Source organism: Dysgonomonas gadei ATCC BAA-286 (genome assembly GCF_000213555.1).
GTDB classification, from domain to species: Bacteria; Bacteroidota; Bacteroidia; order Bacteroidales; family Dysgonomonadaceae; genus Dysgonomonas; species Dysgonomonas gadei.
Genome location: NZ_GL891980.1, coordinates 313,478 through 336,262, shown reverse-complemented (window position 1 = coordinate 336,262; position 22,785 = coordinate 313,478). Strand labels below are relative to the sequence as shown.

Annotated in this window: 21 protein-coding genes; 7 read left to right on the top strand and 14 right to left on the bottom strand. The window is 41.2% G+C overall.

Features of this window, described 5'->3' with window-relative positions; translation table 11 throughout:
* Positions 1 to 6: 6 nt before the first annotated feature.
* From nuoK to HMPREF9455_RS05270, 11 genes are all read right to left on the bottom strand, one after another.
* The gene (nuoK, locus tag HMPREF9455_RS05320) at positions 7 to 330 is read right to left on the bottom strand and encodes an NADH-quinone oxidoreductase subunit NuoK (protein WP_006798591.1); all 324 of its coding nucleotides are present in this window, start codon (positions 328 to 330) and stop codon (positions 7 to 9) included.
* Between the two features lie 3 nt (positions 331 to 333).
* Positions 334 to 837: an NADH-quinone oxidoreductase subunit J family protein gene (locus tag HMPREF9455_RS05315; RefSeq protein ID WP_006798590.1), complete on the bottom strand. Its 504-nt coding sequence runs from the start codon at positions 835 to 837 to the stop codon at positions 334 to 336.
* A 133-nt stretch (positions 838 to 970) separates the two neighbouring features.
* Positions 971 to 1,507, bottom strand: coding sequence for a NuoI/complex I 23 kDa subunit family protein (locus tag HMPREF9455_RS05310; RefSeq protein ID WP_006798589.1), 537 nt, complete (start codon positions 1,505 to 1,507; stop codon positions 971 to 973).
* A 16-nt stretch (positions 1,508 to 1,523) separates the two neighbouring features.
* Complete coding sequence (nuoH, locus tag HMPREF9455_RS05305; protein ID WP_006798588.1) at positions 1,524 to 2,567, bottom strand: NADH-quinone oxidoreductase subunit NuoH; 1,044 nt, start codon at positions 2,565 to 2,567, stop codon at positions 1,524 to 1,526.
* A gap of 78 nt (positions 2,568 to 2,645) precedes the next feature.
* Positions 2,646 to 3,692, bottom strand: coding sequence for an NADH-quinone oxidoreductase subunit G (locus HMPREF9455_RS05300; protein ID WP_006798587.1), 1,047 nt, complete (start codon positions 3,690 to 3,692; stop codon positions 2,646 to 2,648).
* Between the two features lie 85 nt (positions 3,693 to 3,777).
* Positions 3,778 to 5,151, bottom strand: a complete 1,374-nt coding sequence (nuoF, locus tag HMPREF9455_RS05295) for an NADH-quinone oxidoreductase subunit NuoF (RefSeq protein WP_006798586.1) — start codon at positions 5,149 to 5,151, stop codon at positions 3,778 to 3,780.
* A gap of 5 nt (positions 5,152 to 5,156) precedes the next feature.
* Positions 5,157 to 5,684 carry an NADH-quinone oxidoreductase subunit NuoE family protein gene (locus tag HMPREF9455_RS05290; protein WP_006798585.1) on the bottom strand — a complete coding sequence of 176 codons (528 nt, stop codon included), beginning with the start codon at positions 5,682 to 5,684 and terminating at the stop codon, positions 5,157 to 5,159.
* 97 nt (positions 5,685 to 5,781) lie between these two features.
* Positions 5,782 to 7,017 carry an NADH dehydrogenase (quinone) subunit D gene (nuoD, locus tag HMPREF9455_RS05285; RefSeq protein WP_006798584.1) on the bottom strand — a complete coding sequence of 412 codons (1,236 nt, stop codon included), beginning with the start codon at positions 7,015 to 7,017 and terminating at the stop codon, positions 5,782 to 5,784.
* Positions 7,018 to 7,031: 14 nt separating this feature from the next.
* Positions 7,032 to 7,565 (bottom strand): NADH-quinone oxidoreductase subunit C, encoded by a 534-nt coding sequence (locus tag HMPREF9455_RS05280; RefSeq protein WP_006798583.1) that lies wholly within the window; start codon positions 7,563 to 7,565, stop codon positions 7,032 to 7,034.
* Positions 7,566 to 7,574: 9 nt separating this feature from the next.
* Complete coding sequence (locus HMPREF9455_RS05275; protein ID WP_006798582.1) at positions 7,575 to 8,126, bottom strand: NADH-quinone oxidoreductase subunit B; 552 nt, start codon at positions 8,124 to 8,126, stop codon at positions 7,575 to 7,577.
* Between the two features lie 105 nt (positions 8,127 to 8,231).
* On the bottom strand, positions 8,232 to 8,600 hold the full coding sequence (locus tag HMPREF9455_RS05270) for an NADH-quinone oxidoreductase subunit A (RefSeq protein WP_006798581.1): 369 nt from the start codon (positions 8,598 to 8,600) through the stop codon (positions 8,232 to 8,234).
* Between the two features lie 680 nt (positions 8,601 to 9,280).
* On the opposite strand from HMPREF9455_RS05270, the gene HMPREF9455_RS05265 reads away from it, so the two are divergent.
* Positions 9,281 to 12,340 (top strand): SusC/RagA family TonB-linked outer membrane protein, encoded by a 3,060-nt coding sequence (locus HMPREF9455_RS05265; RefSeq protein ID WP_044215475.1) that lies wholly within the window; start codon positions 9,281 to 9,283, stop codon positions 12,338 to 12,340.
* A 35-nt stretch (positions 12,341 to 12,375) separates the two neighbouring features.
* Complete coding sequence (locus HMPREF9455_RS05260; RefSeq protein WP_006798579.1) at positions 12,376 to 14,046, top strand: SusD/RagB family nutrient-binding outer membrane lipoprotein; 1,671 nt, start codon at positions 12,376 to 12,378, stop codon at positions 14,044 to 14,046.
* Positions 14,047 to 14,174: 128 nt separating this feature from the next.
* Here the strand turns inward: HMPREF9455_RS05260 and HMPREF9455_RS05255 are convergent, their stop codons facing one another.
* Positions 14,175 to 16,217: a copper-translocating P-type ATPase gene (locus HMPREF9455_RS05255; protein ID WP_006798578.1), complete on the bottom strand. Its 2,043-nt coding sequence runs from the start codon at positions 16,215 to 16,217 to the stop codon at positions 14,175 to 14,177.
* 700 nt (positions 16,218 to 16,917) lie between these two features.
* Between HMPREF9455_RS05255 and mce the strand changes: the two genes are divergently transcribed.
* The 4 genes from mce to HMPREF9455_RS05240 all read left to right on the top strand — a co-directional run bounded on the left by mce (position 16,918) and on the right by HMPREF9455_RS05240 (position 19,635).
* Positions 16,918 to 17,331 (top strand): methylmalonyl-CoA epimerase, encoded by a 414-nt coding sequence (gene mce / locus HMPREF9455_RS05250; RefSeq protein WP_006798576.1) that lies wholly within the window; start codon positions 16,918 to 16,920, stop codon positions 17,329 to 17,331.
* Between the two features lie 88 nt (positions 17,332 to 17,419).
* A complete protein-coding gene (locus HMPREF9455_RS05245) occupies positions 17,420 to 18,970 on the top strand; it encodes an acyl-CoA carboxylase subunit beta (RefSeq protein ID WP_006798575.1) in 1,551 nt (516 codons plus the stop codon).
* 20 nt (positions 18,971 to 18,990) lie between these two features.
* Positions 18,991 to 19,167, top strand: a complete 177-nt coding sequence (locus tag HMPREF9455_RS21500) for a hypothetical protein (RefSeq protein WP_006798574.1) — start codon at positions 18,991 to 18,993, stop codon at positions 19,165 to 19,167.
* A 15-nt stretch (positions 19,168 to 19,182) separates the two neighbouring features.
* Positions 19,183 to 19,635, top strand: a complete 453-nt coding sequence (locus HMPREF9455_RS05240; RefSeq protein ID WP_006798573.1) for a biotin/lipoyl-containing protein — start codon at positions 19,183 to 19,185, stop codon at positions 19,633 to 19,635.
* 65 nt (positions 19,636 to 19,700) lie between these two features.
* Here HMPREF9455_RS05240 and HMPREF9455_RS05235 read toward each other — a convergent pair whose 3' ends face one another.
* Positions 19,701 to 20,642, bottom strand: a complete 942-nt coding sequence (locus HMPREF9455_RS05235; protein WP_006798572.1) for a LysR family transcriptional regulator — start codon at positions 20,640 to 20,642, stop codon at positions 19,701 to 19,703.
* A 109-nt stretch (positions 20,643 to 20,751) separates the two neighbouring features.
* Here HMPREF9455_RS05235 and HMPREF9455_RS05230 point away from each other — a divergent pair, with 109 nt between their 5' ends.
* Positions 20,752 to 21,348: an NAD(P)H-dependent oxidoreductase gene (locus HMPREF9455_RS05230; protein WP_006798571.1), complete on the top strand. Its 597-nt coding sequence runs from the start codon at positions 20,752 to 20,754 to the stop codon at positions 21,346 to 21,348.
* 73 nt (positions 21,349 to 21,421) lie between these two features.
* Here the strand turns inward: HMPREF9455_RS05230 and HMPREF9455_RS05225 are convergent, their stop codons facing one another.
* Positions 21,422 to 22,783: an alpha-amylase family glycosyl hydrolase gene (locus HMPREF9455_RS05225; protein ID WP_006798570.1), complete on the bottom strand. Its 1,362-nt coding sequence runs from the start codon at positions 22,781 to 22,783 to the stop codon at positions 21,422 to 21,424.
* Positions 22,784 to 22,785: the final 2 nt, after the last annotated feature.

The window sequence follows — 22,785 nt, the reverse complement described above, 5'->3', positions numbered from 1 at the left end:
CCGTGTTTATCCTTTTAAGTTTTTTAATTCATCAATATCGATAGTGCCTATATTCCTGTAAATGGCTACCAGAATAGCCAGTCCTACGGCAACCTCGGCGGCGGCTACTGCCAGCGAGAAAATTACAAACACCTGTCCGCTGGTATCCTGATGGTAAACCGAAAATACTGCAAGCAACATATTGGCAGCTGCAAGCATCAGTTCTACCGACATCAGCATCACTATCGTACTCCGACGATACAACAACCCTATCGCACCTACCGTAAACAAAAGTATGCAGAGGTAGATGTAATTGTCGATTCCTACTTGTTCTAATATATTATTCAGCATAGCTTAAGCTTTTTTCTCTTTTTTAGAAATTAATACGGCTCCGATCATGGCTGTTATCAACAGTATAGAAGCAAACTCGAACGGAACAAGGTATTCGTCGAGTAGTACCTGTCCGATAATATTTACCGACTGGTAATCCAGCCCTTCAGCCTTATATGTCTCTACCACAGGCGCGGATTTTATCAATGCTGCCAGTAATACAATACCCATCAGGCAGGATGATACAGTGGCTGCTACACGGCTTATCACTTTCTTTTTAGGCTCGTGTTGCTCACTGAGGTTCATCAACATGAGGGTGAAAAGTAACAATACCATAATTGCTCCGGCATAGACCACAATGTTTACCACTGCCAGGAACAAAGCATTCAGCAACAGAAAATGTCCTGATATGGAAAAGAAACAGATAATCATATAGACTGCACTGTGGATAGGGTTCTTTGATATTACAGTCAAAATACCTGTACCGATTGTAATGGCTGCCAGAATGTAAAAAATTACAGATATCATATATTATTAGTTAAAGCCCCTCCCGACCTCCCCAGAGGGAGGTGTGGTAAAACCACGATGGAGAGCGTTATATTATTATATTTTGTCGTCATTTCATTATTTCATTCTAAGTCCCCCTAGGGGGATTAGGGGGCTAATCGTATTTCCGTGCTTTACCATCTTCTACTGAAATCACCAGCTTATCCTTGCCATAGATAAAATCTTCTCTTTCCAGCTTAGGTTTTACCAGAAGCTTTGACTTGGTCAGGAAAATCGCTTCTTTAGGACAGGCATCCTCGCACAGTCCGCAGAATATACAGCGCAGCATATTGATTTCATATGTAGCGGCATATTTTTCTTCCCGGTAAAGATGTTCCTCGCCCTTTTTACGTTCCGCAGCTACCATTGTAATAGCTTCTGCCGGACAAGCCAGAGCGCATAGTCCGCAGGCAGTACAGCGTTCGCGTCCTTGATCGTCGCGCATCAGTACATGCTGGCCGCGATATACAGGACTGAACTCACGTTGCTGCTCGGGATACTGGATTGTGTTTTTCTTTTTAAAGAAATGCTTTATCGTAATCCACATCCCTTGCACAATAGCAGGCAAATAAATGCTTTCGATAAAAGTCATTTTTTTATCGGTAACTTCTACTTTCTTGCCTGATAACGATATATCTTTTATTGATGACATCTCAAATCCTTATTTTTTATTTAAAAATCAGAATAGCTATTCCCACAAGGAAGATATTCACGATAGCCAGCGGGAACAACATTTTCCATCCCAGTTTCATTAGCTGGTCGTATCTGAATCTCGGTATTGTCCAACGTACCCACATATAGAAGAATATGAAGAATGTTGTTTTTGCCAATAAAGTCAGTACTCCAAGCCCATTTGCTATATTTAATCCCCAGTTTTCATTTACCCAGTCGATTCCCGGATAGTTATATCCCCCGAAGAAAAGTACGGATATGAACGCCGAAGAGAAGAACATACTTGCATATTCCGAGAACATGAAGAATCCCATTCCCAACGATGAATATTCGGTATGGTGACCGTTTACCAGCTCCGACTCACACTCGGCAAGGTCGAACGGTGTACGGTTACATTCTGCAAAAGAACAGACAAGGAAGATGATAAATGTCAGGGGCTGATACCATATATTCCATTGCAATCCATTCCATCCACTTTGCTGTTGAGTAATCTCTACAAGGCTGAGCGATCCGGTCATCATCACCAGCGCAATGATAGACAATCCCATCGCTATTTCATATGAAATCATCTGGGCACCTGCGCGGATACTTCCCATAAGCGAGTATTTGTTGTTAGACGCCCAACCACCGATTACCACACCGTAAACACTGGTAGATAATACAGCTACAATGTAGAGTACGGCTACATTTACATCTCCAATGTAACCCATTACTTCACCATAGCCCGGTATTTCGAACTTCTCTGCCCAGGGAATTACGGCAACACCTAACAAGGATACAGACATCGCAATGGCAGGAGCCACAACGAAGAGTATTTTATTGGGCGTGTTTGGCATAAACTCTTCTTTCGAGAAAAGTTTAGCGCCATCGCAAATAGGTTGCAATAGCCCAAATGGACCCGCACGGTTAGGCCCGTAGCGGTCTTGCAGGAATCCGGCGACTTTTCGTTCAGCATACGTGGAATACAATGCAAACAGCATTGTTACCGCAAATACGAGAACGATGAAGATTAATTTTTCTAAAATAAATGCAACTTCCATAAATTCAGTTATCAGTCATTAGTTAACAGCTATCATGATGTGAACTCATCATTCATAACTTATAACTCATCATTTATATCATTCTTCTTTTGTTTTCTCTATAGCTTCTTTTTCCTTTTCATTATAAGGCGAACCGGACATACTTATTTTCTTTCGGTCTTCATCCCTGCCTTCGAGTACAAGCTCCTCGGTTTCAATTTTTACCTTTTTCAGATGAGTGGTATAGTTATTGACATTGATTACAGATGGCTTCTCAAACTTACGAGGGCCTTCCACAATCCAGTCTTCTACATTCTTATGTTCGAAACGGCATTCGTTGCAGATGAAATCCTCTACCTCATGCCATTCATCCTTGCGTGCAGTAACACGCTGAACGGCATCTCCGAACATCCATAATGTAACTTTACCCGAACATTTGGTGCAATGACGGTGCGCATTGAAGGGTTTATTGAACCATACACGCGATTTGAAGCGGAATGTTTTATCGGTCAGTGCCCCTACAGGACATACGTCGATTACATTTCCCGAAAAGTCGTTGTCTATTGCCCGTTCGATGTAAGTAGATATTTCAGCATGGTCGCCACGTCCGACTACGCCATGAACTCGTTCAGGGGTCAGCTGGTCAGCTAATTTTACACAACGGTAACACAAGATACATCGGTTCATGTGCAACTGTATATACGGGCCGATGTTTTCGGGCTCGAAAGTACGTTTTTCTTCTATATAGCGCGATTTGAAGTTTCCGTTGCCATATGCGAGGTTTTGCAAATCACATTCTCCTGCCTGGTCGCAAACAGGGCAATCGAGTGGGTGGTTGATTAACAAAAACTCGGTAACAGCCTGGCGAGCCTCCAATGCGCGCGGAGAGTTAGCGCTTAATACTTCCATTCCATCCTGTACGGCTGTAACGCACGATGGCTGAAGTTTTGGCATAGGACGCGGGTCTCTCTCACTGCCTTTGCTTATTTCTACCAGGCAACAGCGACATTTACCACCGCAATCTTTGAGTTTGGAGTAATAACACATAGTAGGAGGAACGCTTGCTCCGCCAATCATGCGTGCAGCTTGCAGAACGGTAGTTCCTGCTTCGACCTCTATAATATGTCCATCTATTGTAACTTTCATTTTCTTAGCTGTTAGCCTTTAGCTTATAGCTATTAGCATTTTTAGAATAATATAAATATATAATGATAATCCGTTTTGCTAACAGCTAAAGGCTACTGGCTAACGGCTTCAATAAATGTCTGACTTTTTCCATCGGTTCATTTACAAAGTGGTTCCTGTCCTTAATCTTTTCAGGGAAACGGACATGATATTCGAATTCTTCACGGAAGTGACGTATGGCAGCAGCCACAGGCCACGAGGCGGCATCACCCAGCGGGCATATTGTGTTTCCTTCTATCTTGCTTTGTATACTCCATAGAAGGTCTATGTCTTCTTCACGGCCGAAACCGGTTTCGATGCGGTGAAGTATTTTATCCATCCATCCTGTTCCTTCGCGGCAAGGAGAACATTGTCCGCAGCTTTCGTGGTGGAAGAAGCGGGAGAAATTCCAGGTATTGCGAACGATACAGGCAGTATCGTTATAAACGATAAATCCTCCTGAACCCAGTGACGAACCTGTTACAAATCCACCGTCGGAAAGAGACTCGTAAGATAACAGGCGGTCCTCTCCGTTTGCTGTTTTGAATATATATTGAGGAGGCAGGATTGGCACGGAGCATCCGCCCGGTATAACAGCCTTGAGAGGGCGGTCGTCCAGCATACCGCCACAATATTCATCCGAATTAAAAAATTCATCGACGGACATGCCCAATTCTATTTCGTATACTCCCGGATTTTTGATATGTCCCGAAGCTGACATTAGTTTAGTACCTGTCGATCTGCCGATTCCGATTTTTGCATATTCTTCACCGCCATTGTTTATTATCCATGAAACGGTAGAGATGGATTCTACGTTATTTACTACAGTAGGTTCGTTCCAAAGCCCGCTTACAGCAGGGAACGGCGGTTTGATACGGGGATTGCCCCGTTTACCTTCGAGAGATTCTATCAGTGCGGTTTCTTCTCCACAGATATAGGCTCCTGCACCGCAATGTACATAGAGGTCCAGATCATATCCCGTACCTAATATATTTTTACCGAGCCAACCGTTGGCATAGGCTTCTTTTATTGCTTTTTCCAGTATCTTGAATATCCACATGTATTCTCCGCGGATATAGATATAAGAGAGATTTGCTTCCAATGCATAGCTGGAAACAATAGCGCCTTCAATAAGTAAGTGAGGAATGTGGTGCATCAGAAAACGGTCTTTGAATGTACCCGGTTCCGATTCATCGGCATTTACTACCAGATGCCGCGGCTTTCCGGACTTTTTGTCGATAAAGCTCCACTTCATACCCATAGGGAAACCGGCTCCTCCACGACCACGCATGCCAGAAGTTTTTACCTGTTCAACAACTTCGTCGGGAGTCATTGTTTTCAAAGCCTTCTCTACAGATGCATAACCGCCGTTTTTGCGATAAACCTCGTATTCCTGTATTCCGGGAATATCTAATTTCTCAAATAATATCTTTCTAGCCATCGCAATTAATATAGGTTTACTTTTCCTTCTTTACAATCTTCTATGAGGGTATCTATCTTATCCTTTGTCAGGTTTTCGTGGTAGTTGTCTCCCAATTGAAGCATCGGGCCATAGCCACATGCGCCGAGACACTCTACACCCACAACGCTGAACATACCGTCGGGGGTAATTTCTCCCTGTTTAACTCCGAGTTTCTGGCAGGTATAGTCCATCAGGTCTTCTCCTCCCCGTAATCCACAACAAGCGGTACGGCAGAACTCGAACATATATTTTGCTACCGGTTTCTGGTTGAACATTGTATAGAATGTCACAACTTCATACACCTCGATAGGAGTAATTTCTAAGATTTCGGCTACTTTGTCCATGAGTTCAAGGCTCAGCCAGTTGTCGTGAGCATCTTGTACAGCGTGAAGTACAGGTAGTAGCGCCGATTTTTTCTTGTCGGCAGGATAATGGCTCAACAGTTCATTGATGCGTGCCATCAATTCATCCGACATGTTTATTATTTGTTTGTAATCTCTTACTTGTTCCATTGTTTTTAGCTGTTAGCTGTTAGCCTTTAGCTATTAGCTTTTTTATATTTATATATTCAATTGGCACATCGGCACATTCTCATATTGGCATATTAGATTATGCATCTAATTCTCCGGCAATAACATTAATACTTGACAGTGTAGCTACAGCATCCGAAAACAGCCCTCCTTTTATCATTTCAGGGAATGCCTGATAATAGATAAAACATGGCCTGCGGAAATGGACCCTGTATGGTACACGTGAACCGTCTGTGACTATGTACACTCCCAATTCTCCGTTTGCTCCTTCTACCGAGTGGTACACTTCGGTAACCGGAACGGGTACTTCACCCATTACAATCTTAAAGTGCTGTATCAGTGCTTCCATCTCTGTATATACTTCTTCTTTCGGTGGAAGGTAATAATCAGGGACATCTGCATGGTATGAGCCTTCAGGCATATTGTCACGTGCCTGACGAATGATTTTCAGACTTTCTTTTATTTCGGCAGCACGTACACACCAGCGGTCGTAAGTGTCGCCCGATTCTCCGACAGGAACGGTAAAGTCGAAATCCTCGTATGAACTGTAAGGTTTTGCCACACGTACATCATAGTCGATACCGGTAGCACGGAGATTAGGGCCTGTAAAGCCGTAATTCATTGCTTTCTCTGCTGAGATTGCACCAACTCCGACAATACGATCCATAAATATACGGTTGCGAACAAAAAGAGCTTCGAGTTGTCCCCATGCTTTAGGGAATCCTTCGAGGAATTCATCCAGTTTGCGCCATGCAGCCTCACTCCAGTCACGCTCAAAACCTCCGATACGCCCCATATTAGTGGTTAGGCGGGCTCCACAGATTTCTTCATAGATTTCATATGCGAGCTCACGATACTTCATTACATAGAGGAAAGGAGTATATGCGCCCAGATCGACACCTAATATAGAATTACATATAAGGTGGTCTGTGATACGAGCCAGTTCCATAACTATGACACGCATATATTGCGCACGCTTCGGAACTTCGACTCCCAATGCTTTTTCTACAGTCATCCACCATGCCATGTTGTTGATGGGGGAGGAACAGTAATTGAGCCGGTCGGTAAGTGTTGTGATCTGATAGAACGTTCTGCGTTCGGCAATTTTTTCAAAAGCACGATGTATGTATCCGATCGTAGTATCTGCATCCAGAATACGTTCACCATCCATCAGCAGTATATTCTGGAATACACCATGGGTAGACGGGTGAGTAGGGCCGAAGTTTAATATATTCAACTCTCTTCCGTCATCGAACTTCTGTTCTCTTACTATTTTCGCAAAGCGATGTTCGGGATTTATTAGTTGGTCTGACATTTCCTTACTTTGCTTTATTTATTTGGTTCATAGTTGTTAGGCGTTCTTCCGAAGAAACGGTCGTCTTTGTCTGTACGGCCCGAATCTTCGAGAGGAAACTCTTTACGCATAGGGAAAGAGATCATGCCTTCATCGTTCAATATACGCTTCAGGTTAGGGTGTCCTTTGAAGATAATGCCGTAAAAATCATAGGTTTCGCGTTCCATCCAGTTGGCAGTTGCAAAAACTTCCACCAGAGTATCTATTTCCGGTTCGTCTCCGTTCAGGTACGTCTTTATTCTTACCCTAACATTATCTATCCAATTGTGTAGTAAATATACTACAGCAAATTGCGCACTTTTATCATTGTCGGGATAATGTACACCGCAAAGGTCAGTCATGAAGTTAAAACGTAGCGTTTCATCCTCTTTCATAAAACGGATCACGTCTTTAATGACAGCAGGTGTAGCCTCGAATACAAAAATATCGTGTTCCATTCTGAAGTTAAGAACTTCTGACCCGAACTTTTCACTTATCTTACTTTCAATAACTGTAGTTTCAAGTGCCATTATGCCTATTTATTCAAATTTATATGATTCAAGTAATTTGTCGTATCTGTCCGAACCTCTGCGATGGATAGATTCGTGTTTTACGAGTTCCTGCAATTGCATCACTCCGTCGAGTATCTGTTCCGGGCGGGGAGGGCATCCGGGCACATATACATCTACCGGAATAACCTTATCTATACCTTGCAACACGGAATAAGTATCGAATATGCCACCCGATGAAGCGCAAGCCCCTACGGCGATGACCCATTTAGGTTCGGCCATTTGTTCGTATACGTGACGGAGAATAGGAGCCATTTTTTTTGATATGGTTCCCATAACGAGTAACATGTCGGCCTGACGGGGAGAAAAACTGTTTCGCTCTGCGCCAAAACGTCCCATATCATAGGTTGAAGCCATTGTAGCCATGAATTCGATGCCGCAGCATGATGTGGCAAATGGTAAAGGCCATAGAGAATTGGCGCGTGCCAGTCCTATGACATAATCGAATTTTGTAGCAAAAAATCCATGTCCTGTGTATCCATCAGGAGCTGGTACTACATTTATATTAGAAGACTTGCTCATATTTCTTTTATATTAAAATCTTAAAACCTTATTAACCCTCTCTTTTGTGATAACAATAATAGCGGGTAATGGTTCTGGATTATAACTTTATATATCTTCTTTTAGTTATTTTTCCCACTCTAAAGCTTTACGCTTCACGATGTATAGATAACCTACAAGTAATAATGCAATAAATCCGCCCATTTTCAATAATCCATCCCATCCAATAGCCTTGAAGTTTACAGCCCAAGGGTACATGAATACGATTTCTATATCAAACAGAACGAAGAGTATCGCAACCAGAAAATACTTAATAGGGAAAGGCGAACGTGCATTGCCTATGGGATCGAGACCGCATTCGAAGTTTGCCTGTTTTCGTGCATTTTTGCGTTTTGGCCCTAACATATTTGATGCAAGTACTGTAGCAAAGACAAATACGACAGAAAAAGCTATCTGCATCAATATGGGTAAAAAATCATATAGATTTGAACTCATAATTTCTTTTTTAACATACTTTGTTTTACAGGACACAAATATACTTTTTTTATTTGTCAAAAAAGAATAAAATGACTCATATATTTTATCGATATTGGTAATTAAATGCGCACTGGGACAAAAATATAGCATTTTGTTCAGTGTAGATTGCAAATTGCGTTTAAAGAGTTTTTTTTAGACGTGCTTCATAGATGTTGTTTATAATGCTTTATTTCTTATAGTTTTATTTTATGTTTTGCTCTTTTTTATGCAATTATTTCAATGTATTTTGTTTGTAAGATTCGTTTAGGTGTAGATCTTATGGATTATGTTTATCTAGGTATAGATGCTTTTTATCAAATGTTAATTAAGATTTGGGTGCGAGTTTTTGGTTGTTGTGTTTTTTTGAATATGTTTAATAACATATTTTCACAAATTAACTATTTTCTTTACATACTTTTACTTTGTTAAGTGTCCTATTATTAGTCTGTTGGTGTTTTGTGATTGTTTTTTAAGTTTTAAAATATCCAAAATGTTAATTAACACTTTGCATTATGTTTGTATTATTTTCTCTTATACATTTGCATATAAATGTGCTGAACCCTTAAATAAAAAAAACTATGATGTGTAAAATTAAAAGGAAAAGGATTAATCCTTTTGGGCGTAATGTCCATGCTTTCATTTATCTTCTTACATTTTTCATGATGCTGAGTGGTGCTGTTTACTCACAAACAGGAAGTAAGATTACAGTAAAAGGTGTGGTTACTGATGCTACCGGAGAACCTTTGGCCGGAGCTACAGTATCGGAAAAAGGTACTACAAACGGAACAATGACGGGCGTTGATGGAGATTTTACTCTTTCTGTTGCTTCTAATGGAACATTAACTGTGACCTATGTGGGATTTCACTCGAAAGAAGTGGAGGTTAACGGACAAATAACGTTTAAAGTCTCACTTATTGAAGACTCGAAGGTGCTTGATGAGGTCGTCGTTACTGCTTTAGGTATTAAGCGTGACCGGAAATCTTTGGGGTATGCTATGCAAGAAGTGAAAGGTGATAACTTGACTGAAACGCGTGATGCAAACGTGGCCAATTCTCTTGCGGGAAAAATTGCCGGGGTGCAGATCAAGCAAAGCGGTACTGGTGTCGGTGGATCGACAAGAATTGTGATTCGCGGTAATAACTCTATCGCGGGTAACAATCAGCCACTGGTAGTAGTAGATGGCGTGCCCATCGATAACTTCAGTAGTAAGACTGATGACTATTGGGGAAACAGCCTTGCCGATAAAGGCTCGGGGATCTCGGATATCTCGCCTGACGATATCGAAAGCATATCGGTGCTGAAAGGGCCTGCAGCTGCAGCTCTCTATGGTAGCCGTGCTGGTAATGGGGTTGTTATGATTACAACTAAAAAAGGGACTTCGGGTAAAGGGGTCGGTATTACATTTAATACGAACCTGACAATCGATAACCCGATGCAGACACCAGAATATCAAAATGTTTACGGGCAAGGATCTAATGGGAGTTTTGATAATAATCAGTTTGGTAGTTGGGGCCCTAAAATGGACGGTCAGACAGCTGAAATGGCATTGGGGAAATATCCTTATTCAGCCAGGGATAACAATCTGTACAAAGACTTTTTGCGTACGGGATCTAGTTGGACAAACAGTTTGGATGTAAGTAAGAATAGTGAAGATATGACATTCCGTGCTTCGGCGACACGCTTAGATAATAAAGCTGTGGTGCCTAACAGCGGAATGGACCGTACATCTCTTACTGTTCGTACGACTGCTAAACTGGCTAAATGGTTGTCTGTCGACTTTAAAGTCAATTATATTAATCAGAATACAAAGAACCGTATAGCTTTAGCCGCCGACCCTAACAATATATTTTATGACTATCTGATGATGCCTCGCAGTATAGGATTTTCCGACTGGGAGCCTTATCGGGGAAATGATTGGAAACGAGCTGATGGAAAACCGGCAGCTTATGTGCTGGATCATGGGTCAGCTCCTCGCAGTCCTTATTGGTCTACTGAGCGCAACAGAAACTCCGATAAGAGAGATCGTTATATTAGTTTTGCGGCCTTGGACTTCACTTTCACCGATTGGTTGAGCCTGAAATTACGTACAGGTATGGATAATTATAATTTCCGATATGAAACTATACGTGCTACAGGTAACCCATATTGGGAACAGGGAGGTAGTTACCGTGTTCAACAAGAAGGTTTTAAGGAGTTGAATTCAGACTTTCTGTTTACGGCTAAAGGCAACGCCGGTAAGTTTGGAGTGCTGGGTACTTTCGGTGGAAATATTATGTACCGTTCCACATCTTTTACCAATAGTTGGTCAGGAGAGTTAGAAATTCCGGATTTCTATTCGATAACAAATGGAAAAGCTCATCAGGCAGTAGAGGCAAGTACGAGTCGTAAAGAGATTAATTCTTTGTATGCAACAGCTTCTTTGTCTTGGGACAATTACTTGTATCTGGATCTGACAGGGCGTAATGACTGGTCTTCTACTTTGCCGAAAGATAATTACTCATATTTCTATCCGTCGGTAGGTGCTAGTTGGGTGTTTACGCAAATGTTGGAAAACATGGGGCATAATACAGGGCCACTGACTTTCGGTAAATTGCGTGCATCATGGGCACAGGTAGGAAATGATACAGACCCCTATATGCTTCGGGACTATTTCACTACTCTATATGATATAAAAGGAGGGATATACAATGTAACAAATAAAAACTGGATTGCCAATCCCGATCTTAAGAATGAAACTATCGAATCATGGGAGCTGGGCTTAGAGTTAAGAGGCTTCGATAATAGGCTCGGCGTAGATCTTTCTTATTACAAGAAGAACGCTAAGGATCAAATATTAAAGATATCTGTTCCGGCAGCTACAGGTTACCAGTATAAGATGATTAATGCAGGTAATATACAAAACAAAGGTTGGGAACTAGCCTTATTCGGTACACCTGTAAAGACGGCAAGCGGATTCCAATGGGAGACATTGTTGAACTGGTCGAAGAATGAAAATAAGATTGTCTCATTGTCAAAAGATACAAAAAAACAAATCTTAAGTGATGGAACCGGCATTAGTTTCTTACAGATAGTAGCAGAGGAAGGCGGTTCATATGGCGATATTTACGGTTATGCTTACGAGCGCAACAAAGATGGAAGTATCTTAATCGGGGATAATGGTATTCCTGTGCGTGCCAGCGAGATGAAAAAGCTGGGTAATAACCAGCCTGAATGGATGATGGGATGGACAAATACTTTTACTTACAAAAATTTGTCTTTAAGTTTCTTGATTGACCTCAATTATGGTGGGGATGTATATATGGGATCTATACAAACAGGTACACGTTATGGTAATTTGGCAATGACTCTGGATGGTCGTGATGGTATGGTTGTACCGGGCTTGCTAGCTAATGGAACAGCTAATTCCACATCTGTTACTGCACAAAAATATTGGACCGAAATATCAGGTATTACCGAAGCCTTTATGTATGATGCGACAAATGCGCGTTTACGCGAATTGAATATAGGATATACTTTCCCTCGCTCTCTTTTGACGAAGACTCCTTTCAGTGGGCTTAAGGTTGGCTTTGTTGCACGTAATCTATTTATGATTTACAGCAAGACTAAAGGGTTCGATCCTGAAGCTGGATTTAGTAACGGGAATACTGTACAGGGGGTTGAGTTTGGTTCAATGCCTACAATGAGAAGCCTTGGATTCAATGTTAATGTTTCGTTTTGATGAAAAGGATTTATTCACTTAAAAAAGAATTCAATATGAAAATCACAAAAATATTTCTGGGATGTTTGCTCCTTACTTCGGTATTCGTGGGATGCGATATAACAAACCTCAATGATAATCCGAATGAGCCGACTGGTGATGTGGACTATAATATGAATAATTCCAGACTGGCTTCTGTTTTCCGCACGAGCATGCCTGCTATAGAAGGTGATGATGAGCAACGTGTGAAATCGCTTATGGTTGATTTTTACGCTCAAATGCTGGAGGGAGGTAACTTTACGACGAAGAATTATCAGATGAATGAAGATTGGCAACAGCGTTTGTATCGCCGAATACAGTCTCCGGTGGCTCAATTGAATATTGTTATCAGAAATCTCTCCGAAGAAAGTCCGGATTTATATGCAAACTCGATAGCTGTAGCTAAAATCTGGCGTGTATATGTACAATCGCAAGGAGTCGATTGTTTCGGACCTATTCCGTTTGCACCATATTCGGAAGTAGTTGACAATCCTCCGTATAAGTCGGTAGAGGATTCTTACAAAGAGTTCTTTAAAGAATTGGAAGAGGCGGCTGCTTTATTGGGCAAAGCCGGTTCTAAGCCTATTTTTACGGCTTCGAACTATGATATAATATATGCAAATGATGTTGCTAAATGGAAGAAATTTGCGAATTCGTTACGTTTGCGTTTAGCTTTACGTCTTTCAGAAGTGAATTCGAATCTCTGCTCAGAGCAGGCCAAGGCGGCTATTGCTGCCGGAGTGTTGGATAGTCCTGCAGATAATGCTTATTTACCACCTAAGGCGAATGGCGACTGGGGACAGGATTATAATTATACAATGTTTCAGATTTCTTGGGGCGGTCCTTTAATGATGACGACGTCGTTTGAAAAACTATTGACAGGTATCGGAGGTTTCGATTGGCCGACAGGTGTATCAAACAAAAGAGCCGCATTGAATGCTGGGACTGCAACTCCTGTTTCAACTGTTCATCCGGTAAAAGTAGATCCGCGCGGACCGGTTATGTTCGATCCTGGATATGAAAATGGAGACTGGAAAGGAATCCCAGCGGGATTACCTTCAAATGAATATGGTACAGGGCAATACAAAACAGTATTGTATTCTGAATTGGGTATTCTTATACAGGCTGGAGCTCCATACAAGGCTCGCCCGTATGACCTATTCTTATACGAAGAAGTTTGTTTCCTGAAAGCCGAGGCAGCATTACGCGGATTCATTACAGGAAATGCCAAAGAGGAATACGAAAAGGGGGTAAAGGCATCATTCACTACATGGGGTGTCTCAGGGGTAACCGAATATCTTACTTCTATGGATAAGAATCAGGCAGGAACTAGCGCTAAATTTGAGGACATTGCCGGAGCGGGTAATACCCAACTGGAAAAAATTATTACACAGAAGTATTTTGCTTTGTTCCCTGATATGTCTATGGAAGCATGGAACGATAAGCGTCGTTTGAATTTGCCTCGTATGGATGTACCGGTATTGCGTGATCAATTGCTGTATAATAATAGCGATAAGGATATTAAGAAACCCGCAAATTTTATCAGACGTGTACAATATCCTCAGAATGAGATTCAGATAAACAAAACTGAATATGATAAAGGTGTTCAGCTTTTGGGAGGAAAAGATAATGTAAGTACTTCGATCTGGTGGGATAAACAAGCCAACTATTGCACATCTGCAAATTAAGGAAAGTTTTACACTTTACAACTACTATTTCAGGGCCGCTCGAAAGAGCGGTCTTGTTTTTTTGGATATGGGTTAATATGTCGAAGAGCTCTCTTTATGCTGTTCTGTTTATAAGCGTATCGAATTTTTTATATTGGTTTTCTTCTCAAAAGGAGGCTATTGCAGATGACACTCACCGAACTCAATGCCATAACAATGCCCGCAAACAGAGGGTCTAGCAGAAAACCGTTTACGGGAAATAGTATGCCTGCCGCAACCGGTATCCCGATAGCATTGAAGATAAAGGCCCAGAATAGATTCTGGTGTATCGTTCTCGTAGTTATTTTAGATAGGTTTATCGTCTGTATCAGTTTATTCAGATCGGATGAGGTGACTGTGACCTGTGCCACCTCCATCGCTATTTCGCTGCCTTTGCCCATAGCCACACTTACGTCAGCTATTGCCAATGCACCTACATCGTTGATGCCATCTCCGGTCATGGCCACAGTTTCACCTTGTATCTTCAGGTCTCTTACGAAGGCTGCTTTGCCTGCCGGTAAAGCTCCGGCCATAACATTATCCGTATCTATTCCCACTTTTCTGGCAGTCATGTCGGCTGAGCGTTTGCTGTCTCCCGTGAGCATATACAGCTTCAATCTTGCCAACCTCATTCTTTCAATAGCATTCATAGACGTTTCTTTTACCGCATCGGTTATAGCTATAATAGCTAATAGAGAACTCTCATTTGCAAAGAGGACAATTGTATTTGACTTTTCGGTTTCCCGTTCTATCCATTCTTTCTCTTTATCCAAAATCTTTATGTTGTATTCTCCCAAGAGTTTAGATGTTCCCACATAATATTTATTGGTCGCGGTTTCTCCCATGAGTCCGCGTCCCGATAAAGAAGATACTGTCATCTCGGGTTTTATTCGCATGTCGTCTCTTATATAGTTTTTTACAGCATCGGCAAGCGGGTGTTCCGAATACGATTCGATACCATATAATATACCCTTCAGTTCAGGCGTAGCTCCTGTCAGCCATTTCATATCTGTAACTCGGAATATGCCTTCGGTTATTGTTCCTGTTTTGTCCAGAACAACTGCTGTTAGTTTCCGGGCGTTTTCGAGGGCTTCATCTCCTTTTATCAGGATGCCGTTAGCCGCGCCATTATCTATTCCTGCCATAATCGCGGTCGGGGTTGCAAGTCCCAATGCACATGGGCAGGCCATTATCAATACGGCTATCATCGAAGAAAGTCCCTGTGTAAAGCCATCTTCGGGAGATAGTAGTAGCCATGTCAAAAATGTAAGGATGGCAACAATCCCTACAATGGGAATGAATATAGATGAAACCCTATCCACCGCTTTTGAAACCGGGAGGCGGCTGCTTTCCCCCTCTTGTACCATTTTTACGATTTGGCCGATCAGAGTGTTTTTACCTACCTTATATGCCTCGAAGTAAAAGCTGTTGGCTTCATTGATTGTTCCTGCATACACTTTTTTTCCTTCACTTTTCTCCACGGGCATTGCTTCCCCGCTGATCATGCTTTCGTTGATAAAAGAACTACCTTGGGTAATTTTCCCGTCTACCGCAATTCTTTCGCCCGGTTTTACGAATATTTTATCTCCTATACGGATGTCTTTTATCGCAGTCTTTACCAGTTGTCCTTCTTTGACTACTGCGGCTGTGTCAGGCTGTAACCCTATCAGTTGTTTGATGGCTACAGTAATGTTCCTTTTTGCTTTATACTCCAGATATCTTCCCAATAGGACGAATGCGACAATCACCGCTGATACTTCAAAGTATACATGTGCCTGCAGCCCTTTATCAGTCCAGAAAGAAGGATAAAAAGTATTGAACACACTTACAACATAGGCTGTACCTGTGCTCAGTGCCACCAATGTATCTACATTCGTTGTGAAGTGGCGGATTTGCACCCATGCTTTAATGAAGAATTGTTTTCCGAAGAGGATGATTACCGGAGTAGCCAGCAACCACATGATATAATTGACATAATTTATTTTACTGAAAAATATAGCTATAATCAATAGGGGAATACAGAGTAACATTGCATAAACGCAATTTTTTCTGATTCCGGCCAGATTATGGTTGTATATATCTACGATATCTTCACCCTCTATTATTTTCTCGATGTCCGATATGCTAAGAATATTTTCAGGATTGTTTGCCATGATTCTTAAATTTGAGATTCATATAAATCAACATCATAAAGTTATATAAAGTTTGGAGTCTGGCTCCTAATGCTGTTACTAATATTGGTATTCTGAGCTTGATAATAGAAAAAGTAATAAAGGTAATATGGCAACTGAAGCAATCTGTTATGAATCAAGACAAATATGCTTTCTCCCAATTGATTGATTTTTTTTCTGGAATCAACCACTCATGATGTTATACGGTCAACTCTCAAACTGCGAAAGTATGCGTGATTTGTGCATTTTGGACGATGCGTACTACCAGAAACCGCATCGTTTGGGTTTTGAAAAGAGTATAGCTCTTTCTACTCTATCCCGAGCTAACGCCAATCGTGATTATCGGATTTTTGAGAAATTTGCCTAAACGGATACTAATGATTATTAATTTTTAATTGCTTTCGTTAATATTGTTGCTTTTTTTAAGAAATGCAATCAGAATTAAAAAATAAATACAACTGGAAAAATCTAGATTTTTATCAACTGACCGCAACAAACTTCGCGAAAAAAGTAATACTTTAATGTTAAAAAACAAACATTTAGAAAAAGAAAAATGAACATTGCACACTTTTTGGTATTCTGTGCAAAAACGAAGTTTTTTTACAATTTTAATTTCGTTGTCTTATAATTTAATAGTACCTTTGCGCGGAACTAAATAATAACTTTTTATTCAGATAAAATCATGGATATTTCACACATTGAACATTTAGGTATTGCTGTAAAAAGCATCGAAGAACAACTACCTTATTACGAGGGTGTTTTAGGTCTAAAATGTTATAACATTGAAGTTGTAGAAGACCAAAAAGTAAAAACTGCATTCTTCAAAGTGGGACAAACGAAAATTGAACTTCTGGAGCCAACAAGCCCTGATAGTACAATTGCTAAATTTATTGAGAAAAAAGGAGAAGGCATCCATCATATCGCATTCAGCGTAGCAGACGGAGTAGCTAACGCTCTTTCCGAAATGGAATCGAAAGGTGTACAATTGATAGACAAAGCTCCTCGCGGTGGTGCAGAAGGCCTGAGTATAGCTTTCCTTCATCCGAAATCAACAGGAAGCGTCCTCACTGAACTGTGTGAACATCCAAACAAATAAAGTAAGAATGACTTTACTCACCCGATGATGATGTAAGGTCATTTTTATGTTGAACAGATTAATTTATTAGAATCTAAAATATTAAAACATGAGCCAACTTGAAAAGGTAAAAGAGCTAATGGAACTTCGTGCTAAAGCCCGTCTGGGTGGAGGTCAGAAAAGAATCGATTCTCAGCACGATAAAGGCAAATACACAGCACGCGAACGTATAGCTATCCTCCTTGACGAAGGAAGTTTCGAAGAATTTGACATGTTCGTAGAACACCGCAGTACAAACTTCGGAATGGACAAACAAAAATTTCTGGGAGACGGTGTTGTTACAGGTTGCGGTACTATCGACGGCCGTCTGGTTTATATTTTTGCACAGGATTTCACTGTAATCGGTGGTTCATTGTCAGAAACTATGGCGTTGAAGATATGCAAAGTAATGGATATGGCAATGAAGGTAGGTGCTCCGGTAATCGGAATCAACGACTCGGGTGGCGCACGTATTCAGGAAGGTGTGAACGCTTTGGCGGGTTATGCTGAAATATTCCAACGCAACATCCTTGCATCCGGTGTTATCCCTCAGATTTCAGGTATCTTCGGACCTTGTGCCGGTGGCGCTGTATACTCTCCGGCTCTTACCGACTTTACACTGATGACAGAAGGTACGTCTTATATGTTCCTTACAGGACCTAAAGTGGTAAAAACTGTTACAGGTGAAGACGTTACTCAGGAAGAACTCGGTGGTGCAAGTGTACATACAACAAAATCAGGTGTTGCTCATTTCTCTGTAGCAAACGAAGACGATGGACTTGCTCTTATCCGTCACTTATATAGCTTCCTTCCTCAAAACAATATGGAAGAAGCTCCTCGCAAAGAATGTACCGACCCGATTGCCAGAATGGAAGATTCATTGAATGAAATTATCCCTGACAATCCGAACAAGCCTTACGATATGTTTGAGGTTATCGGAGCGGTAGTAGACAATGGAGAATTCCTTGAAGTACATGGTAATTATGCTAAAAACATCATTATCGGTTTTGCCCGTATGAACGGACAATCGGTAGGTGTGGTAGCAAACCAACCTAAATATCTGGCTGGGGTGCTTGACATCAATGCATCACGCAAAGCTGCTCGTTTCGTGCGTTTCTGCGATGCATTCAATATTCCGTTGGTAACATTAGTAGACGTTCCGGGATTCCTTCCGGGAACAGGACAGGAATACGGCGGCGTAATCACTCACGGAGCAAAACTTCTTTATGCTTACGGTGAAGCTACTGTACCTAAAGTAACTGTGACTCTTCGTAAATCTTACGGTGGTTCTCACATTGTGATGAGCTGTAAACAACTTCGCGGAGACATCAACTATGCATGGCCTACTGCCGAAATCGCAGTAATGGGTGCTGATGGTGCTGCTGAAGTATTGTATGCTAAAGATATCAAAGAGGCTGAAAACCCTGCTGAAGCACTTGCTGCTAAGAAAGCTGAATACAACAAACTATTCTGTAATCCTTTCAATGCTGCACGTTATGGATATATCGACGATGTTATCGAACCGCGTAATACACGTTTCCGTGTGATCCGCGCTTTGGAACAACTGAGAACCAAAAAGCAAGTTAATCCTGCTAAAAAGCATGACAACCTACCTCTGTAATCCTTCAAAATAATATAACAATGAGCGATCAGAATATATCAAAAGAAGTATTGGCGGCGATAGCACTGGCTATATATGATGTACAGCATCAGCATGACATAGAAAGCAATGTGCTTACTATAAAACATGTATCGAAAGATTATTTGCCTTGGGCCGACAAAAGGGAGGCTATGCTTCAAATGCCAGTAAGAAAATAAAATTCGAAAATCATCATGAAACAATTCATATACAGAATCAACGGCCAGGAATATATCGTAGCCGTAAACAAAATGGAAGGCGACCTTGCAGAAGTAGCTGTAAACGGAACTAACTACAAGGTAGAGCTGGTAAACAGCGACGAGGATGTAAATTTCGTTGCCCGTCCTGCTGCTAAGGCAGCACCAGCGCCTGCGGCAGCTGCACCAAAAGCAACAGCTGCTGCCCCAAGTGCTAACAAACCTGCCGGAGGCGGCGCAGGTACAGTGAAATCACCACTACCGGGTATCGTTATCGGAGTTCAGGTAAATGTGGGCGATGAAGTGAAAAAAGGCCAGACAGTAGCTATGCTTGAAGCCATGAAAATGGAAAATGCGATACAAGCACCTATGGATGGCAAAGTAACTGAAATATATGTGAACGCCGGTGACTCAGTGCTTGAAGGCGTAGCCTTATTGGCGATAGGATAAAGAAAAATATCCCCAAATATGTAAAGAACACTGTATAATTTTATCTATACAGTGTTCTTACTTTATTACTTGCCTGTATCCTGTAAAAGTAAGATTTGATCTTTGACATCGATGGCCATATGTTTGAGAAAAACATCTTGTAACAATGCCAATTCTTTTTTATAAATCGTTTTTTTTCTTTGGGCAAAGTACAGCGTATTTTCTATTGGGCTGAAACCTTCCCACACAAGTTGGATATTTCCTTTTTCCAACTGCTTGCGACATAAAAAATCGGGAATAACAGCAAATCCTTCCTTACCAGATATACAACGTATAATCGAACTCATATTGGGAACAATATAGTTTGGCTTAAAATCGGCCCTTTTCTTGAAATTATGCAGCCAGAAATTGCGGAGATGCTCCATATCCCCTGTCGTTCCAAACCAGACCTGCTTATTCAGCCAGTCTTCAGCGGTTTCGGTATTGCCGGTATTTACAACCTCTTTGAATCCGGATACATCATTCTTACTTCCCGCTATCAGTATCAGCCGCTCTTTCGAAAAAGGCGTATACTGAATATTAAACGTTTCGTCTTTTTGCGGTGAAATAACAAAATCGAGTAAGCCCTTATCCAAATCATTCAGCATATCCTGATATACTCCAAACTTTGTAATAAGATTGAAAGGTAACTCGCTGATAAAAGGCTCGAGCACATACTGGAACGTTTCAAAGCACATTCCAATGCTGATACTCGGCCTTACTGAATCTGCATTCCTGTAAAAATGCCCTTCAGCCTCCTCTAGTTTCTTCACGGCATCTACAATCGAATTATAGAGCATATTCCCATACTCGGTCGGCAACATCTTACGTGTCCCTCTATCAAATAATTTATTCCCGACATGTGCTTCCAAAGAATTCAGATGAAGACTGACACCGGGCTGGGATATGTAGAGCTTATTGGCAGCCGAGGTTAATGAACCTGTTTCGTATATTGCTTTAAATGTTCTGAACCATTCCAGATTTACCATAATACTTATTTATTATAATTATGATGCAAATATATAATTTATATTATTTTATTTATCAATAAAAAGGTTATAATTTTGTAGTAGAAAATTAAAAATAAGAAAAGCAATTATGAAAAAGATATTTGTAATAAACGGAGCACCAAAGTTTGCTCATTCGGGAGGAGAGTTCAACAAAACACTCACAGACTGGACAGTAGATTACTTCAAAAATAATAAAGGTTATGAAGTAAAAACTACAGATATCAATGACAGCTATAAACCTGAAGAAGAGGTAGAAAAGTTTGTATGGGCAGACGTCATTATCTACCATACTCCCATCTGGTGGTTCCAGTTGCCGAACGATTTGAAAAAGTATATAGACGAGGTTTTTACCGCAGGTCACCAGAACGGTATCTATTTCAGTGACGGCAGGCGCTCCGCCAACCCTACGCGAAACTATGGTACAGGCGGCCTGTTACAAGGACGTAAATATATGCTGACAACGACATGGAATGCTCCGGTTGAAGCATTTACCCTGGAGGATGAGTTCTTTAAACAACATAGCGTAGATAAAGGAGTTATGTTCGGCTTCCACCGGATGAATGCATTCGTAGGCTTAAAACCTCTTGATAGTTTTCATTTCTATGATGTAATGAAGAATCCGAATATCGAACAATCGGAAAAGAACTACAGGGCACATCTGGATAAGGTATCCAAAGAGCTATAATATATGCTATTAAGAATAATGAAGGCTCAGAATAATCTATCATCTGAGCCTTTATTATTGCTATAATTTCATTTTAGCGGGTAAATACTCTGTACTCCCATGCTTTCAGGGTATTAGGCAATTTGTCGACCTTCTTCCCTGAGAAATAGTCTACATAGTTATCCCTGTTCAAAGCGTCATTGCTCTGATAGGTAACGTTCTTTCCGGACAGGTTTAACATTACCATTATCTCTTTACCTGCCGCCTCACGCGAATAGATTAAGATATCTTTACTTGCAGATGATGTGTAAAATCTTAGCTTACCACCTATCTCTCCTGCACGAAGGGCAGGGTGAGTATGTTTCAGTTCGTTTAGCTTCTTGTAAAAAGCGGTGGTTGCATTGGTTGTCCACGATGGTACCATATCTTTCTCGAAGAAAGAAAGACGCTTCTTCAAACCAACTTCCTGCCCTGTATATATCATTGGCATGCCATTCAGAGTATAAGTGAGCACGGCAAAAGTTTCCACTCCTTTTCCATAACGTTCAAACTCGGTACCATTCCATGAATTCTCATCATGGTTAGTAAGGAAATTCATCTTATACCCGTCCGGACACATAAGGCTATCCAGTTTCTGAACGTATGCCTGAATATCTTCGGCTGTCTTAGTTCCTTTATTCACGTCGGACATCATATGCATCAACTCCCATGAATAATTAGCATCGAAAGCATGCTCCAGTAAGTCATAGTTTTCAGATTCAGCCAGCATAAATACAGGTTTGATACTATCTAGTGCAGGGCGTACATCGTTCCAGAAATCAGTAGGCACTTCATGTGCCATATCACAGCGATAGCCGTCGATATTGAAATCTGTCACCCAATACTTCAACGCATCCGTCATTGCCGCACGCATATCCTTATTATCGTAGTTCAACTCGTAAGTATCTGTCCAGTCATATGGACTTTTTGGATTTCCGGCCTCATCCTTTACATACCAGTCGGGATGGTCAGAGAGCCATACATTATCACAACCTGTATGGTTGGCCACCCAATCCAGTATCACCTTAAATCCGGCTTCGTGCGCTTTATCGACAAGCCGCTTGAAGTCCTCTTTTGTTCCGTACTCAGGATTTATTCCTTTATAGTCCTTTACTGCATAATAGCTGCCCAAAGTTCCTTTACGGTTCTTCTCTGATATCGGATGTATCGGCATAAACCAAAGCACGTCGACGCCCAACTCTTTTAGCCGTGGCAGATGTTGCTCGAATGCTGCAAATGTGCCCTCTTTGGTATATTGTCTTACATTCACTTCGTAAATAACGGCATTGCGCGTCCAATCGGGATGCTGTACAGTACACTTTTCCTGTGGTTCATCAATTGCTGTCTGTGGCTTTTGTTTACATGAATAGCTCATAAGGGCTATTAAAGCGACCACAAATAATAGTTTATTTCTCATAA